Here is a 15,030-nt window from a genome sequence, read left to right on the forward strand (position 1 = left end):
CTATGTCCGGCCCTGCAGGTTGCGTGCCTTGCGCAATTGCGGGAACCGGTAAGCCCACAGGCCCGCGACGGCAATCGTGCCGACACCGCCGAAGACGACGGCAGGGATCGTGCCGATCAGTGATGCCATGATACCGGCGCGGAACTCACCGAGCTCATTCGACGCGCCGACAAAGACCATATTGACCGCATTGACGCGGCCGCGGACGTGGTCTGGTGTCCAGAGCTGCAAGAGGGTTTCCCGGATATAGACGCTGATCATGTCAGCCGCGCCCATCAGGGCCAGCAGGGCGATGGAGAGCCATGCGAGGTTGGATACGCCGAACATGACGGTGAGCAAGCCGAACAGCGCGACAAACAGGAACATGATCATGCCGGCATGGTCGCGAATGGGATGACCGGCCAGCCAGAGCGCAGTCAGAATGGCGCCGATGCCCGGCGCTGCCCGCAGCATTCCAAGCCCCCAGGGGCCAAGCTGCAGGATATCCCGGGCATAGACCGGCAGAAGCGCCACGGCGCCGCCGAGCAGGACGGCAAACAGATCGAGTGAAATCGCGCCGAGAACGACTTTCTCTTTCCAGATGTAGTGAAAGCCTGCCAGCAGCGTCTGAAGCGATTTTTTCTCGGTAAGCGTATGCTGGGCGGGTTTTGGGATGGAGAAAATGCAGATCGTGGCGGCAGCCAGCAGGACCGTCGCGATGCCGTAGGCGATGGCGGGTGACAGGCCGTAGAGCAGGCCGCCGGCAACAGGGCCCACAATCGTTGCGATCTGCCAGGCGGAGGAGTTCCACGATACGGCGTTCGAAAATACTTCGGTTGGCACCAGATTGACAACCAGCGAGGCGGAAGCCGGTCCAAGAAAGGCGCGCCCCACGCCGAAGCCGGCGAGAATGGCAAAGACGGTGAGCGGGGTGAACGTGTGGGTGAGGGTCAGCAGCAACAGCAGCGCCGCGCAGATCACTTCGGCACCCAGTGCAAGCCCCATGATGAAGCGGCGGCCAAACCGGTCTGCGGCGGCACCGGTGACGAGAACCAGCAGCAGTGAGGGGGCGAACTGGACGAGCCCGACGAGGCCCAGATCAAAGGGATCGCGCGTCAGATCGTAGATCTGCCAGCCGACGGACACGCTGATGATCTGGATGGCAAAGGAGCCGAAGAAGCGGGCCAGCCAGTATCGCGTGAAGGATGAATGGCGAAAGGCGGCATAGCGATCATGCGCCGCGTTCATTTCTGGGAGGGACATTGCGATGAAAGGCTCCGGAATCTGGAAACCTCTTCTAGAACAAATCCGGACGAAGGGGGATCAATAAATATGAATTATTATATCGTTTCAGCAGGGTGAAAAATGCGCCGGATCAACTGACCTGAAATCACGCTTGGGGGGATTGAGAATTCAGTCCTTGCCGGGAAGACCCTTCCGGGTGATTGCCTGGTAACAGCGCTGCCGGCATCAGCCACGGTTGGGACCACAAGACCAAACCCAACTCCAAGAGAGCAGCTGCCTCTTGCTCGAAAGCACGCCAATCGCTACATGTCGTGATTATCAGGAGAAACCCATGCTCGCCCTTCTTGAAACCATCAATCTGGCGCTAACGCTCTATTCCTACGTCATCATCGCCAGCGCAATTTTCTCATGGCTCCATGCGTTCAACGTGATCAATTCAAGCAATCACTTTGTCGCTTCGATTGGTGAGTTTCTGTATCGCGTGACGGAACCGGCGCTGCGCCCCATACGCAGGTTCATTCCTGATCTGGGCGGCATCGATATCTCGCCCATCATCCTCCTGCTGATCATTTTCTTCCTTCAGCGGTTTCTTGCAACGACGATTGCGCCAGCGCTGCTTTAAGTCAGCGCCTTGGCTTTGCGCGCGGACTTCTTTCGCAAAGAGCGCGATGGCGTCACGCTCTTTGTCCGGTTGACGCCAAAGTCAGCCAAGGACGTGGAAAGTATTGAAGCAACGGATGACGGCAGAGCGCATCTGAAAGCGCGCGTGCGGGCAGTACCGGAAGATGGAAAGGCCAATGTGGCGCTGGAAAAGCTGCTGGCACAATGGCTTGGCATTGCAGCGCGGGATGTTTCCATTGGCGCAGGCGCCACATCGCGGCTGAAGCAGGTAAAGATTTCGGGCGATCCCGAGGCGCTGGCAATGAAGCTGGCGGAACTTGGATCGCCCGAGGAATAAATCAGGCCTTCTTGGCGTTGTGACGCTCGATGGCTTCGGTGATCAGCTTGCGGGCCGCATCTTCATCGCCCCAGTCACCGATCTTCACCCACTTGCCGGGTTCCAGATCCTTGTAGTGTTCGAAGAAATGCTGGATCTGCTTCAGGGTGATGTCGGGCAGGTCCGTGTAGTTGTGAACCTTCTCGTAACGCAGTGTCAGGTGCGGCGACGGCACGGCGATGATCTTTTCATCCTGCCCCTTGTTGTCTTCCATGACCAGAACACCAATGGGGCGCACGTTGATCACGCTCGTGGGCATCAGGGCGCGGGTGTTGCAGATCAGAACGTCAATCGGATCGCCATCATCCGACAGGGTGTGCGGCACGAAACCGTAATTGCCGGGATAGGTCATCGGGGTGTGCAGGAACCGGTCGACAAACAGGGCGCCGGAATCCTTGTCGAGTTCGTATTTGATCGGCTGGCCGCCGACTGGAACCTCGATGATTACGTTGACATCTTCAGGAGGATTATTGCCGACCGAAATGGCATCAATGCGCATATTTTCAGAGTCCTTGTTGGTTTGGGAGTGCTGTAAAGATTTTTACGGCCTGGCGCAAGAATTGCATCGCATATCTACGTCCCGAAAACGCGGGAGCAGGCCAAATTGACCGAAATAAGCGCCGGCAAGGCCACGCAATGGCAGGCAACACAACAAATAGTGCGCTTCAAAATGACGGGACAACCCGCCGCCTCGCGGGTGGGGGAAAGCATTTCCGGTGATCAATTCCAGACGAAGGCGATTTTCTTCAGTGTCTTGCCTTCGAAACATTCGACGCCTTCAGCCACATCCTTGCCGCCTGCGCTGGCATAGAAGCTGACCGCAAGATCATTGTCCTCGAGCGCCCAGACAACCATGCCCTTCAGCCCCTGATCGATGAGGCTGCGGCGCGAGGCGCCCAGGAGCCGTGTCCCCAGACCCAGTCCCTGATACTCGGGACGGATGTAGAGTTCGTAGACTTCGCCTTTCTGCGGCAGCTGCCGCGCCCGGTTGGGCCCCAGCGTGGCATAGCCGGCGACAACGCCGCCAATGTCGGCGACGAGAATTTGCGTGGAGCGGCGAATGGCTCTTGCCCACCAGTCCGCACCGCGGCGATGCAGCATGGTATTGAGCGAACGATGCGGAATGATACCCGTATAGGCACCTTGCCAGGCAGCCAGATGCACGGCGGAAATTGCGCCCGCATCGGCCAGTTCTGCACGTCTGATCTCGGTCACATGGGTGTTCATGGTTTCTTAACCATAGACCCGGGCACCGGGACTTCGCAACTGGCTTTCAAAACGATTTTTCGTGTCGTGCACCAAAAAGAAAAAGCGGCGAAAATCGCCGCTTTCTCCAATTGTTAAGCCGTCGCATCTTCGCCTTATGCGGCGCCGGCTGTCTTGTTGCTCTTTTCAAAACGCTTGCGTTCGTTCGGATCGAGGTAGAGCTTGCGCAGGCGGATGGACTTCGGCGTGACTTCCACCAATTCGTCATCCTGAATCCACGACAGGGCGCGTTCCAGCGTCATGCGGATCGGCGGTGTCAGCTTGACGGCTTCATCCTTGCCGGCAGCGCGGATGTTGGTGAGCTTCTTGCCCTTGAGCACGTTCACTTCCAGGTCGTTGTCGCGCGAGTGGATGCCGATGATCATGCCGGCATAGACCTTGACGCCGGCTTCGATAACCATCGGGCCGCGATCTTCAAGGTTCCACATGGCGAAGGCAACGGATTCACCCTGGTCGTTGGAGATCAGAACGCCGTTGTTGCGGCCGGAGATTTCACCCTTGAAGGGCTCATAGGCGCGGAACAGGCGGTTCATGATCGCCGTACCGCGTGTATCGGTCAGAAGTTCCGACTGATAGCCGATGAGGCCGCGGGTCGGTGCGTAGAAAACCATGCGGACGCGATTGCCGCCGGATGGACGCAGCTCGACCATTTCAGCCTTGCGCTCGGACATCTTCTGCACGACCGTGCCGGAATATTCCTCGTCGACGTCGATCAGCACTTCCTCGATGGGCTCGAGCATGTTGCCGTTTTCGTCTTTCTGCATGACGACGCGCGGACGCGATACGCCAAGCTCGAAACCTTCGCGGCGCATGTTCTCGATGAGAACGGCGAGCTGCAATTCGCCGCGGCCCGATACGAAGAACGAATCCTTGTCGCCGGATTCCTCGACCTTCAGCGCAACATTGCCTTCAGCTTCCTTGAGGAGGCGGTCGCGGATGACGCGGCTGGTGACCTTGTCGCCTTCGGTGCCGGCCAGCGGAGAATCGTTGACGATGAATGACATCGTCACTGTCGGCGGATCGATCGGCTGCGCATGCAGTGGCTCGGTGACTTCCGTCGCGCAGAATGTATCGGCAACCGTGCCCTTCTGCAGGCCGGCAATGGCCACGATATCGCCCGCATGGGCTTCGTCGATCGGCTGGCGCTCAAGACCGCGGAATGCGAGGATCTTGGAGATACGGCCGGTTTCAAGCTGGGTGCCGTCACCGTGCAGAACCTTGACCTGCTGGTTCGACTTGACCGTGCCGGAATGGATGCGGCCGGTGATGATGCGGCCAAGGAAAGGATCGGCTTCGAGAATCGTGCCGATCATCTTGAACGGGCCTTCGCCGACGGTTGGCGCTGGCACATGTTCGAGAACCATGTCGAAGAGGGCGGACAGTCCCTGGTCCTGCGGACCTTCCGGGTTGCGTGCCATCCAGCCATTGCGGCCTGAACCGTAGAGGATCGGGAAGTCAAGCTGTTCGTCGGTGGCATCCAGAGCGGCAAAGAGATCGAAGACCTCGTTGACCACTTCCTCGTAACGCGCGTCCGGGCGGTCAATCTTGTTGATCGCAACGATCGGGCGCAGGCCAACCTTGAGAGCCTTGCCGACCACGAACTTGGTCTGGGGCATCGGGCCTTCGGCAGCGTCAACGAGAACGATCGCGCCGTCCACCATGCTGAGGATACGTTCGACTTCGCCGCCGAAGTCGGCGTGGCCGGGCGTATCGACGATGTTGATGCGTGCGTCCTTCCAGACAACCGAAGTGGCCTTGGCGAGAATGGTGATCCCGCGTTCCTTTTCGATGTCGTTCGAATCCATCATGCGTTCGGCAACGCGCTGGTTGTCACGGAAATTGCCGGACTGTTTCAGAAGTTCGTCGACAAGCGTGGTTTTGCCATGGTCAACGTGTGCGATGATCGCGATGTTGCGCAGTTTCATGAGTTTCTCTTTTGGAGGATTGAGGACGCACACATGCTGGCGCCGCTTTGCATTTGCGCGCTCCTTACATGTTTTTTCGCAAATGCGAAAGGGGGGATGCGCGTTTGGATGGCCGCTGTCTGCATTACAGCTATGCGGATGTAACGGTTCTCGGGCGGTCCCGCGCGCGGCAAATCCGGGAATTTGCCGCGCGCTTGGTCAAAGAAGCGTGCCGGAAAGAAAGACCAGCGCAATCGAGAAATAGATCACCAGCCCGGTCACATCGACGAGTGTGGCCACGAAGGGTGCGGAGGCACTGGCAGGGTCGAACCCGATCTTCTGCAGGATGAAGGGCAGCATGGAGCCGACGAGCGAACCGAAGGTCACGATGCCGATCAGGGCGGCGCCGACTGTCGCTGCAATCAGCATCCAGTGCGGGCCGTAATTGTAAAGGCCGGCCATCTGCCATGTGGTGATGCGGATAACGCCGATCAGGCCGAGGAAAGACCCAAGCGCCAGGCCGGTTGGCAGTTCCCGCAGCGCAACGCGCCACCAATCCTTCAGGCGCAGTTCCTGCAATGCCAAGGCACGGATCAGCAGGGATGTGGCCTGGGAGCCGGAATTGCCGCCCGAACTCATGATCAAAGGAATGAACAGGGTGAGAACCACGGCCTTTTCCAGTTCGCCCTCGAAATACTGCATGGCGCTGGCCGTCAGCATTTCGCTGAGAAACAGCACGCCGAGCCAGCCGGCGCGCTTGCGCAGCATCTGGACGAACCCGATCTGCATGTAGGGCTTGTTGAGCGCCTCCATACCACCGAATTTCAGGGTATCCTCGGTCATTTCCTGGGTCATGGCGTCGATCACATCATCGACGGTCACGATGCCGATGATGTGATTGTCGTCATTCACCACGGGAACGGCGAGCAGATCGTGCTTGCGGAACAGCCGGGCCACGTCTTCCTGATCGGTGAGCGGACCAACCGTGACCGGTGCCACGTCGCGGCCAACGCTCATGATGGAGTCGTTCGGTTCGCTGGTGATCAGGCGGCGCAAGGCGACGGCGCGGCGCAGACCTTTGGTCTTCGGATCGGTCACATAGATCGCATAGATCGTTTCGCGCGAGCGTTCCACCTCACGAATGTGCTGAAGCGTTGCAGCGACGCTCCAGTTGGCGGGAACGCTGACGAATTCCGTCGTCATCAGGCTGCCGGCCGTATGGGGCGGGTAATGCAGGAGTTTGCGCAGCGCTGCCTTGGTTTCTTGGCCAAGGCTTGCGGCAAGACGAATGCGGGTTTCATCGTCGAACTGCTGGAAAATATCCGTCACGCGGTCCGCTGACATGGCATCGAGCAATTCCCGCGCAATGACGGGGGGAAGCGCGGTGATAATCTCGGCGGACGAATGGAGTTCCGGCTGATCCAGAATCAGAACCGCGTGATCCCGCGGCATTTCTGCCAGAATGCCGACGGCATCCTCGACATCGAGCTCATTGAGCAATTCGACAGCATCAGCAGCCTGCATGGACGCAAGCTGTTCAGCCACATTGGATGCCGTTGCCAAATCAGCATTGGCTGCATCCTGGTTCAAGCGAAGGTCGTTCATTTTAGCTCGCCTTTCCGTCGATCCGCCGTCATGGCTGATCGGGGCGAGCTGATCTCTTGAAATCAGGCCACGATCGCCGATGACGGCGCAAACAATCGACTGTAACTGTCGTCGCTGGGCATAAGAGATAGACTCCGGTTTGGTGATACGCGGTTGAAAATATATCAGCTGCGTGCTGCCATTTGGTCCCCTCTGCGGGGAAAGTCAACCCCCCGGAAATTATGCCGCAGGGCGCTGATTTGCTGCTGTTTCAGCGGGCTTGCCTGACGGGGTGCCAGACGCTTCACGCCTTCACTTTTGCGTTGTGCGGATCATAGAGCGGTTCGAGATGGATAGCGGCGGGAAAGCGCTCATTGGCGACGACAAGTTCATAGGTTCCCCCGGTCAGAAAGCCATCCGTGACACCCTTGGCATGGCGTACATAGCCGAAGCCGATGGGCTTGCCGAGCGTATAGCCAAAGCCGCCGCTGGTCAGATACCCGACCGCCTCGCCATTGCGCAGGATTGTTTCGCGCCCGAGGAGAACCACGTCCTCGCTCGTAACGGTAAAGCCGACGAAGCGCTTTTTGAGTGCTGCTGCCTGAATGGCCTCGCTGGCCTTCCGGCCGAGAAATTCCGTGTCCTTGCGCAATTTGACGGCCCAGCCCAGTCCAGCCTCGAAAGGCGAGTCATTGGGCGTGATGTCGGCGCCCCAGGCACGGTAACCCTTTTCCAGCCGCAGGGATTCCAATGCCCGGTATCCGACCGGCTTGATACCGAAATCGGCACCGGCCTGCATCAGGGCGTCGAAGACGGCGCCGGTCGCGGCAATCGGGATGTGCAGTTCCCAGCCGAGTTCGCCGACATAGGTGACACGCAGGGCGCGGACCATTGCTCCGGCAATGGTGATTTCCCTGACGTGACCGAAGGGGAAGGCGCTGTTGCCGACATCGGTATCCGTGACACGGGCGAGAACATCCCGCGCCTTTGGCCCCATCAGGGAAAGCGTGCCGAAATGCTCGGTGATATCGGTGAGACGCGCGTCCAGCCCTTCGCCGATATGTTCCCTGATCCAGGCAAAGTCATGGGTGCGGAAACCGGTGCCAGTGACGATATAGAATTTGTCTTCGGCAAGCCGCGCGACCGTGAGATCACACTCAATGCCGCCGCGCGTGTTGAGAAGCTGCGTATAGGTCAGGCGCCCGACAGGCTTGGCGATATCATTGGCGCAGATGTAGTCCAGTGCCTTTAACGCGTCCTTGCCCGTCAGTTCATATTTGGCAAATGACGACTGGTCGAAAATGCCGACGTTTTCACGCACCAGCGCATGTTCCTTGCCGACCTGGTCAAACCAGTTCTGCCGGCCCATGGAATAGACATCAACGGGCTCTGTTCCCGCCGGGGCAAACCAGTTGGGTCGCTCCCATCCAAGCTTTGAACCGAAGACCGCGCCATGCTCCTGCAGGCGCTTGTAGAGCGGCGAGACGATGGCTGGCCGCCCGGACGTATATTCTTCGTGCGGGAAGCCGATCGTGTAATGCTTGCCATAGGCCTCCAGCGTGCGATCCCGGACCCATTCACGGTCGCGATGCAGATTGGAAAAGCGCCTGATGTCGACGGTCCAGAGATCGAGAGGCGCTTCGCCATCGATGACCCACTGCGCGAGGACCCAGCCGGCACCGCCGCCCGAGGCGATGCCGAAGGCGTTGAAGCCTGCGCCGACAAACATGTTGGAGCATTCCGGAGCCCGGCCAAGGATGAAATTGCCGTCCGGCGTGAAACTCTCGGGGCCATTGATCATCTGTTTAACGCCGACGGTTTCGAGCGCGGGAATACGTTCGATGGCCTGCAACATATGCTGCTCGAAATGATCGAAATCGTCGTCGAACAGGCGGAACTGCCAGTCGTCCGGCACATCGCCAGTCACCCAGCCCTGCGGATTGGGCTCATAACCGCCCATGACCAGCCCACCAACCTCCTCCTTGAAATAGGTACGACGGTCCGGATCGCGGATTGTCGGCGCATTGGAGGACAGGCCGTCGATCTTTTCCGTGATGATATACTGGTGCTTGACGGGTTGCAGCGGCACGTTGATCCCTGCCATCGCCCCCACCTGGCGTGCCCATTGCCCGGCACAATTGACCACCTTTTCACAGGCGATATCACCCTGATCCGTCTTGACCTTGATGATGCGCTCGCCGTCCATCTCGAAGCCGGTTAAGCGGATGTTTTCGATGAGTTTCGCGCCGTTCATGCGGGCGCCGCGCGCCAGCGACTGGGTGATGTCGGACGGGCTTGCCTGCCCGTCTGTCGGCAACCAGCTTGCGCCCACCAGATCGTCGACCCGCATCAGCGGCCACATGGCCTTGACCTCCCCAGGCGAAAGCAGGTGCATCTCCATGCCGAAGCTGCCGGCGGTCGTCGCCAGCCGGCGGAACTCGGTCCACCGGTCCGGATTGGTGGCAAGGCGCAGGCAACCGGTCATTTTCCAGCCCGTAGCCAGACCGGTTTCTTCGTCGAGGCGCTTATAGAGATCGACGGAGTATTTCAGGACGCGTGTGATCGATGCGGAGGAGCGCAACTGACCGACCAGGCCCGCCGCGTGCCAGGTGGAGCCTGATGTGAGTTGCCCCTGTTCGAGCAGAACGACATCGGCCTTGTGATCCTTGGCGAGATGATAGGCGGTGGAGCAGCCGATGATGCCGCCGCCGATGACGACGATCTGGGCGTGACTGGGCAGGGTCATGATTTGTTTCCATAGGTGGTTCGAAACCGGTCGAGCGCCTGATCCAGCCGCTCCAGATTTTCGTGGGTATAGGCGACGTAGTCGACGCCGGGTGCGTTGAGATACAATTCCGATACCATCGCCCACATTGCCTCGCGCAGCAGCGAAGCACATTGCATGGCGGCATGAGCACGTTTCAGCGCGTAATCCGGCGCAGCCCCGAAATACGCAGTGAGAAGCACGTCCGATTCGTCGTCGCTCAGGCCCGCATTGGAGGCGATGCCGGCGAGATCGAACATGGCGGTGGAAAATCCGGCATATTCGAAGTCGATCAGCCACAGGCGATTGCCGTCATCGAGGATATTGGCGGGCAAGAGATCATTGTGGCTGAAGATGATCGGCAAGGGTATCTGTGCCGCCTCCATCTCCGCGGCCAAGGCGAGGTAGTCGTCCAGATGACCGGCCATGCGGCTCCTGCCGTCCTTCAGGGTGCGGGCATAGTCGCGGATCACGTGGAACACCCAGAACATGAAACCGGGGCCGGTGACGTATTCCGGCATTGCCGTGTGAAATCGCCGGATCAGCTCTGCAACACCCACAATGTTGGTGCGCACGTCCTGGGAATCGTAGGTTTTCGCCCCGAGAAACGCCGATACCATGATGCCGTCATCCGCATGAAACAGTTCCGGCGCGAAACCGGCGCGATGGGCGGCCTTTGCCGTCATCGCTTCGCGGTCACGGAAGACATGGTGAAAGGGATAATCCTTGCCGAAGCGCACCACATATTTGCGGGTGTCATCTTCGACGACATAGCTCTCATTGCTGATCCCGCCCTTGAGCATCGATATCCGGATGTTGCCATGCCAAAGCGGCAAGGCAGCAATTCGAGCTTCAATGGTCTGGGTCTGCGGCATGGGGCAATCCAGAAAACAAGGGCCCGGATTGGGCGCTCACTGCAGCAAATCTCATCCGCATGTCTGGCGTTGTCAATCCAGATTTGTGAGATTTTGTGGTTTTTATGACTGTTTTATAAAATTTATGTGGTATTGATATCGGAAAGCGCGTGAACTTGCGGGATTGAAGAGGTGTTTGATGAGTTCCAAACGGCGTGGCGAGATTGCCAGAGTGCTGCAGGACGAGGGCACAATCTCGATTGCGGATCTCGCACAAAGACTGGGTGTCTCGCTTGAAACGATCCGGCGCGACGTCAAACCCCTGACGGATGAAGGGGTGATCGTGCGCACCCACGGCGCCGTGGGATTGCCGCAGCATCTGGGGGAAGCACCGTTCGAGCGGCGCATGCGGGAGAACGCCAGCGCCAAGCGGGCAATTGCCCGGTATGTGGCGGGCACGATCCGCAGCGGAGACTCGATCATGCTCGATACGGGGACGACCACCAGCTTTCTGGCGCGCGAACTCCTGCACCACCGTAACCTGACGGTCGTGACCAATTCATCCGACATTGCCCGGACGCTGGCGACCGTCAACGGCAACAAGGTGTTCATGGCGGGAGGCGAATTGCGCAGCGACAACGGCGCGGCGTTCGGTGCTTTTGCCATCGACTTTGTCAGCCGGTTCAACGTTGCCCATGCGATCATCTCTATCGGCGCTATCGACGCGACGCACGGGTTGATGGACTATAACCTGGAGGAGGCTGAGTTCGCGCGCATGGTCCTGTCGCGCGGCGGACGTTCGGTTGTGGTAACTGACGCTTCCAAGTTCGGCCGGCATGGTCTCGTTCAGGTCTGCGATTTCACCGGTTTCGACGAGTTGGTGACGGATTCATCCCCTCCCGCCGATATTGTCGAGGCGCTTGGCCGGGCCGGAGCCAAGGTCAACATCGTCGGTGAAGGCGCTCGGCAAGAAACGGGTGGCGGTCAAGTCGCGGGCGGATAAAATCACCCGGGTGAGTCGGGAGAGCATCGTGACAAAGACCCTGCACTACAGGCATATACAGACACCCATTGGCCCCATGATCGCCATGGCGAATGATGAGGGGCTGTCTCTGCTGGAATTCGCCGACCGGCCGGCGCTGCCCGCGGAGCTCAACGAGCTGGAGCAGCGCTATCGCTACACGATCATACCGGGCGAGCATCGCTATCTCGATCAGATCGACGGGGAAATGACCGCCTATTTCAACGGCGTGCTCACGCGGTTCGTGACGCCGCTGTTTTTGCCTGCCACACCGTTTCAGCGCACGATATGGTCGATGCTTCTCGCCATTCCTTACGGCGAAACGCGGACCTATGGCGGCATGGCGCAGGCGCTTGGCAGGCCGAATTCGAGCCGGGCTGTGGGCGGAGCGAACGGGCAGAACCGCATCGCTGTTGTCGTTCCCTGTCACCGGATCATTGGCGCAGACGGATCGCTGACCGGCTATGGCGGCGGCCAGCCGCGCAAGCGCTTCCTTCTCGATCTCGAACATCGGATTGCGGCGCAGATATCCGGACAACCGGTGTTTCACCCGATCACGGCGCAGGGAAGCTTTCTTTAAACAAGAATTCCGGTTGCGAAACGCGGCTCTTGCAGCAGCCGGTCGAGCAGGACCAGTGCCTGCTCCAGTCTCGGCCTGTTCGGCGCCGCACCCAATGACAACCGCACCGCTTCGGGGTGCGTGGGTGCTATGCTGAAGGCCGAAGCGGGCACGATGCCGATGCCGGACCGGCGGGCCAATGCGGAGAATTCCGCAGCACTCCACTGAACCGGCACATCGAGCCACAGGTGATGCCCCGCGGGATGGGCGGCGAAATGCCAGTCCTTCAGCACTTTCCGTGCAATTGCCTGCCGGGCGCTGCTTTCCTCACGAATGGCCGCGGCGATCCCGTAAAGACTGCCATCATTGATCCAGGCGGTGGCGATGGCCATCAGCAGCGGCGATGCGGTGGGGTTGCTGGCGCGCAGGCTGGATGCGAGTTTCAGCACATCCAGCGCGGAAGGGCAGACCACATAGGCGACACGCAACGCTGGCGTGACACATTTCGACAGCGTGGCGATGTGCCAGGTGATGTCGGGCGCTATCGAGGCGATGGCCGGCAGCGACGCATCGAGAAGTTCCGCATACGGGTCATCCTCGATGATCATCACGTCATTGCGCTGGGCAATGCTGACGATGATCTGGCGGCGCGAAAGCGGCATTGTCACTGTCGTCGGATTGTCGATGGACGGGCAGAGGTAGATCGCTTTCGGCTTCAGGGTTCTGCAGCAACTCTCGAACACATCGGGAATGATACCGTTCCTGTCCATGGCGAGCGGGTGCAGAGGAATGTCGAGCGCCGAACACACGGATTTCAGGCCGGGATAGGTGAGGGTTCCGGTGCAGATGGAGCCGCGCCCTGCCAGAAGGCTGCAAATGGCAAAGAGCGCGCTTTGGGCGCCGCCTGCCACCAGCAGCCGGTCAGCCGGCGGGGCTGCGCCAAAACGCGGTGCCAGCCATTTTGTCCCGGCGGCCCGCGCCGCTTCCGTCCCGGTGCTTTCCTGGTAGCTGAGAAAATGGCTTGAAGCGCCGTTGAGCACATGGCTGACACCGTGGATCAAGTGGGTGTGGATATCCGCTTCCGGGGGCTGCGGCGGAATGATCATGGTGAGGTCGAGATCCGTCAGAAGTGACGCCATGCCCTGGACCGGCGATGTCAGGGCACCCTTTATGATCGTGCCTGAACCGACTTTCGCTTCAATGAGGTCGAGGCGGCGCGCTTCGGTCATCGCGCGCGTGACTGTGGTCAGATTGATGCCAAGCTCTTTTGCAATCGCGCGCTGCGGCGGCAGCGCATCGCCGGGTTTGAGAATGCCGGAACCAATGTCTGCGACCAGCGCATCGACAATCCCCTGATGCTTGTAGCTGGAACTGGCGGCGATACGGGGTTTCCAGGTGGCCATGATAGACTCTTTGTATGGGCTCAAGCCATACAATTACCCATGATCTGCCATTAGGACAAGGACAAACGCTCCGTGTGACAAAGCGTCATGCTTGTTTATCCGCATACAATCCGTATATTTCTTTCAGATAGTATGCTGATTGTATGTGTTTTTACAAAAAATAGCATACAATGGGCTTCACTCGAAAGGCATCAGCCATGTCACAGACAGGCCACTACCACCCTACCGACAATCCGATGAAGACCGGCATTCTCGGCCGTTGTCCGCAATGTCAACAGGGACGGCTGTTCCACGGATTTCTGAAGCTTGCGCCCTCCTGCGAGGTTTGCGGGCTCGACTATGCCTTTGCCGATCCGGCAGACGGTCCGGCGTTTTTTGCCATGACCATCGTGGCTGTTCCAGCCATGCTGTTCGCGCTGTGGCTGCAGACGACCTACGAAGTCTCAATCTGGGTACATCTGTTCACCACACTGCCCCTGACCCTGTTCGGCAGTCTTATCCTGCTGCGGCCGCTGAAGGGCTGGCTGGTATGCTCGCAATTCTTCCACAAGGCGGAAGAAGGCCGCCTGGTGCGCAAGGGCGAACAGTAAGAACAGCCCAGGCAAATAGGCCGGGGCCGTTCCCGTCGATCAGGTGTTGGCGCCGCCGTCGATCGTCAGCGACGTGCCGTTGATGAAACGGCCTTCCTCACCGGCGAGAAATGCCACCAGACCGGCAATGTCCCTGGCTTCGCCGAAGCGTGGAATGGCCATACGGGCGCGCTGGCCTTCGGCATGATCGCCATCGGCAGGATTCATATCGGTATCCGTCGAGCCGGGATGAACGATGTTGGCGGTAATCTCCCGCGGTCCGAGATCGCGCGCCAGAGCCTTGGTCAGCCCGATCAGAGCAGCCTTGCTGGTCGAATAGGCGATCAGGCCCGGGAATGGCACGATTTCAGCCAGGTTGCTGCCGATGCTGATGATGCGCCCGCCAGCGGGCATGAATGCTGCGGCTGCCTTTGCAGCCACAAAACTCGCCCGGACGTGAATCGCCATCACCCGGTCGAATTCTTCCAGTTCCAGTTTATCGACAGTGTCCGTCGTATAGACCCCGGCGCTGTTCACAAGAATGTCCAGCCGCCCAAGTCTGGCGTGGGCTTCATGCACCGCACGCTCAACAGCCTTCGCATCGAGATTGTCCGCCTTGATGGCGATTGCCCGGCGTCCAAGCGTCTCGATGGCCTTGACCGTCGCATCCGCCTTGTCCGGGGCGCTGGTGTAGGTGATGGCGATATCGGCACCGTCTTCGGCCAGTTTGAGGGCAATGGCTGCGCCGATACCGCGGCTTCCGCCGGTGATGAAGGCGACTTTAGGAGAGAGGCGAGACATCGATTTTCCTTTATGTAATGATTGATACATAAATAACTGCCACTCTTGCACTGAAGCGTCAAGCGATTTATGTATTGATTGTTA

Annotated in this window: 14 protein-coding genes; 5 read left to right on the forward strand and 9 right to left on the reverse strand. The window is 59.3% G+C overall.

The window, feature by feature from the left end; translation table 11 throughout:
* Positions 1 to 1,242: an MFS transporter gene (locus ACIQWS_RS13945; RefSeq protein ID WP_346305184.1), complete on the reverse strand. Its 1,242-nt coding sequence runs from the start codon at positions 1,240 to 1,242 to the stop codon at positions 1 to 3.
* A gap of 313 nt (positions 1,243 to 1,555) precedes the next feature.
* On the opposite strand from ACIQWS_RS13945, the gene ACIQWS_RS13950 reads away from it, so the two are divergent.
* Together ACIQWS_RS13950 and ACIQWS_RS13955 are read left to right on the forward strand one after the other, a co-directional pair.
* Positions 1,556 to 1,846, forward strand: a complete 291-nt coding sequence (locus tag ACIQWS_RS13950) for a YggT family protein (protein WP_223613847.1) — start codon at positions 1,556 to 1,558, stop codon at positions 1,844 to 1,846.
* 15 nt (positions 1,847 to 1,861) lie between these two features.
* Positions 1,862 to 2,182: a DUF167 family protein gene (locus ACIQWS_RS13955; RefSeq protein ID WP_403181011.1), complete on the forward strand. Its 321-nt coding sequence runs from the start codon at positions 1,862 to 1,864 to the stop codon at positions 2,180 to 2,182.
* Position 2,183: 1 nt separating this feature from the next.
* Here ACIQWS_RS13955 and ppa read toward each other — a convergent pair whose 3' ends face one another.
* From ppa to ACIQWS_RS13985, 6 genes are all read right to left on the reverse strand, one after another.
* A complete protein-coding gene (gene ppa / locus ACIQWS_RS13960) occupies positions 2,184 to 2,720 on the reverse strand; it encodes an inorganic diphosphatase (RefSeq protein WP_105734254.1) in 537 nt (178 codons plus the stop codon).
* A 221-nt stretch (positions 2,721 to 2,941) separates the two neighbouring features.
* Positions 2,942 to 3,448, reverse strand: a complete 507-nt coding sequence (locus ACIQWS_RS13965) for a GNAT family N-acetyltransferase (protein ID WP_223613846.1) — start codon at positions 3,446 to 3,448, stop codon at positions 2,942 to 2,944.
* A 134-nt stretch (positions 3,449 to 3,582) separates the two neighbouring features.
* Entirely contained in the window at positions 3,583 to 5,412 is a 1,830-nt protein-coding gene (typA, locus tag ACIQWS_RS13970) for a translational GTPase TypA (RefSeq protein WP_105734256.1), read from the reverse strand.
* A 198-nt stretch (positions 5,413 to 5,610) separates the two neighbouring features.
* Complete coding sequence (gene mgtE / locus ACIQWS_RS13975) at positions 5,611 to 6,996, reverse strand: magnesium transporter (protein ID WP_346305183.1); 1,386 nt, start codon at positions 6,994 to 6,996, stop codon at positions 5,611 to 5,613.
* Between the two features lie 283 nt (positions 6,997 to 7,279).
* Positions 7,280 to 9,721, reverse strand: coding sequence for an FAD-dependent oxidoreductase (locus tag ACIQWS_RS13980; protein WP_403180145.1), 2,442 nt, complete (start codon positions 9,719 to 9,721; stop codon positions 7,280 to 7,282).
* Positions 9,718 to 10,614, reverse strand: a complete 897-nt coding sequence (locus ACIQWS_RS13985) for a phosphotransferase (protein ID WP_403180149.1) — start codon at positions 10,612 to 10,614, stop codon at positions 9,718 to 9,720. The genes ACIQWS_RS13980 and ACIQWS_RS13985 overlap by 4 nt, the downstream gene beginning before the upstream one ends.
* Before the next feature lie 175 nt (positions 10,615 to 10,789).
* Between ACIQWS_RS13985 and ACIQWS_RS13990 the strand changes: the two genes are divergently transcribed.
* Positions 10,790 to 11,596, forward strand: a complete 807-nt coding sequence (locus ACIQWS_RS13990) for a DeoR/GlpR family DNA-binding transcription regulator (RefSeq protein ID WP_403180153.1) — start codon at positions 10,790 to 10,792, stop codon at positions 11,594 to 11,596.
* 28 nt (positions 11,597 to 11,624) lie between these two features.
* Positions 11,625 to 12,194 carry a methylated-DNA--[protein]-cysteine S-methyltransferase gene (locus tag ACIQWS_RS13995; protein ID WP_403180156.1) on the forward strand — a complete coding sequence of 190 codons (570 nt, stop codon included), beginning with the start codon at positions 11,625 to 11,627 and terminating at the stop codon, positions 12,192 to 12,194.
* On the opposite strand, the gene ACIQWS_RS14000 is transcribed toward ACIQWS_RS13995, so the two are convergent.
* Positions 12,191 to 13,576, reverse strand: coding sequence for a PLP-dependent aminotransferase family protein (locus ACIQWS_RS14000; protein WP_403180160.1), 1,386 nt, complete (start codon positions 13,574 to 13,576; stop codon positions 12,191 to 12,193). The genes ACIQWS_RS13995 and ACIQWS_RS14000 overlap by 4 nt on opposite strands.
* A 197-nt stretch (positions 13,577 to 13,773) precedes the next feature.
* Here ACIQWS_RS14000 and ACIQWS_RS14005 point away from each other — a divergent pair, with 197 nt between their 5' ends.
* Entirely contained in the window at positions 13,774 to 14,166 is a 393-nt protein-coding gene (locus ACIQWS_RS14005) for a DUF983 domain-containing protein (RefSeq protein WP_223613838.1), read from the forward strand.
* Between the two features lie 39 nt (positions 14,167 to 14,205).
* On the opposite strand, the gene ACIQWS_RS14010 is transcribed toward ACIQWS_RS14005, so the two are convergent.
* Complete coding sequence (locus ACIQWS_RS14010) at positions 14,206 to 14,946, reverse strand: SDR family oxidoreductase (RefSeq protein ID WP_403180163.1); 741 nt, start codon at positions 14,944 to 14,946, stop codon at positions 14,206 to 14,208.
* Positions 14,947 to 15,030: the final 84 nt, after the last annotated feature.

The sequence above is a fragment of the Phyllobacterium sp. NPDC097923 genome, assembly GCF_044760925.1.
GTDB classification, from domain to species: Bacteria; Pseudomonadota; Alphaproteobacteria; order Rhizobiales; family Rhizobiaceae; genus Phyllobacterium; species Phyllobacterium calauticae.

Excerpts from the sequence above, each read along its gene's own strand:
- ppa (WP_105734254.1), bottom strand. The coding sequence starts at position 2,720 with ATGCGCATTGATGCCATTTCGGTCGGCAATAATCCTCCTGAAGATGTC.
- ACIQWS_RS13985 (WP_403180149.1), bottom strand. The coding sequence starts at position 10,614 with ATGCCGCAGACCCAGACCATTGAAGCTCGAATTGCTGCCTTGCCGCTT.
- ACIQWS_RS14010 (WP_403180163.1), bottom strand. The coding sequence starts at position 14,946 with ATGTCTCGCCTCTCTCCTAAAGTCGCCTTCATCACCGGCGGAAGCCGC.
- ACIQWS_RS13980 (WP_403180145.1), bottom strand. The coding sequence starts at position 9,721 with ATGACCCTGCCCAGTCACGCCCAGATCGTCGTCATCGGCGGCGGCATC.
- ACIQWS_RS13965 (WP_223613846.1), bottom strand. The coding sequence starts at position 3,448 with ATGAACACCCATGTGACCGAGATCAGACGTGCAGAACTGGCCGATGCG.
- typA (WP_105734256.1), bottom strand. The coding sequence starts at position 5,412 with ATGAAACTGCGCAACATCGCGATCATCGCACACGTTGACCATGGCAAA.
- ACIQWS_RS13945 (WP_346305184.1), bottom strand. The coding sequence starts at position 1,242 with ATGTCCCTCCCAGAAATGAACGCGGCGCATGATCGCTATGCCGCCTTT.
- ACIQWS_RS14005 (WP_223613838.1), top strand. The coding sequence starts at position 13,774 with ATGTCACAGACAGGCCACTACCACCCTACCGACAATCCGATGAAGACC.
- ACIQWS_RS13950 (WP_223613847.1), top strand. The coding sequence starts at position 1,556 with ATGCTCGCCCTTCTTGAAACCATCAATCTGGCGCTAACGCTCTATTCC.
- mgtE (WP_346305183.1), bottom strand. The coding sequence starts at position 6,996 with ATGAACGACCTTCGCTTGAACCAGGATGCAGCCAATGCTGATTTGGCA.
- ACIQWS_RS14000 (WP_403180160.1), bottom strand. The coding sequence starts at position 13,576 with ATGGCCACCTGGAAACCCCGTATCGCCGCCAGTTCCAGCTACAAGCAT.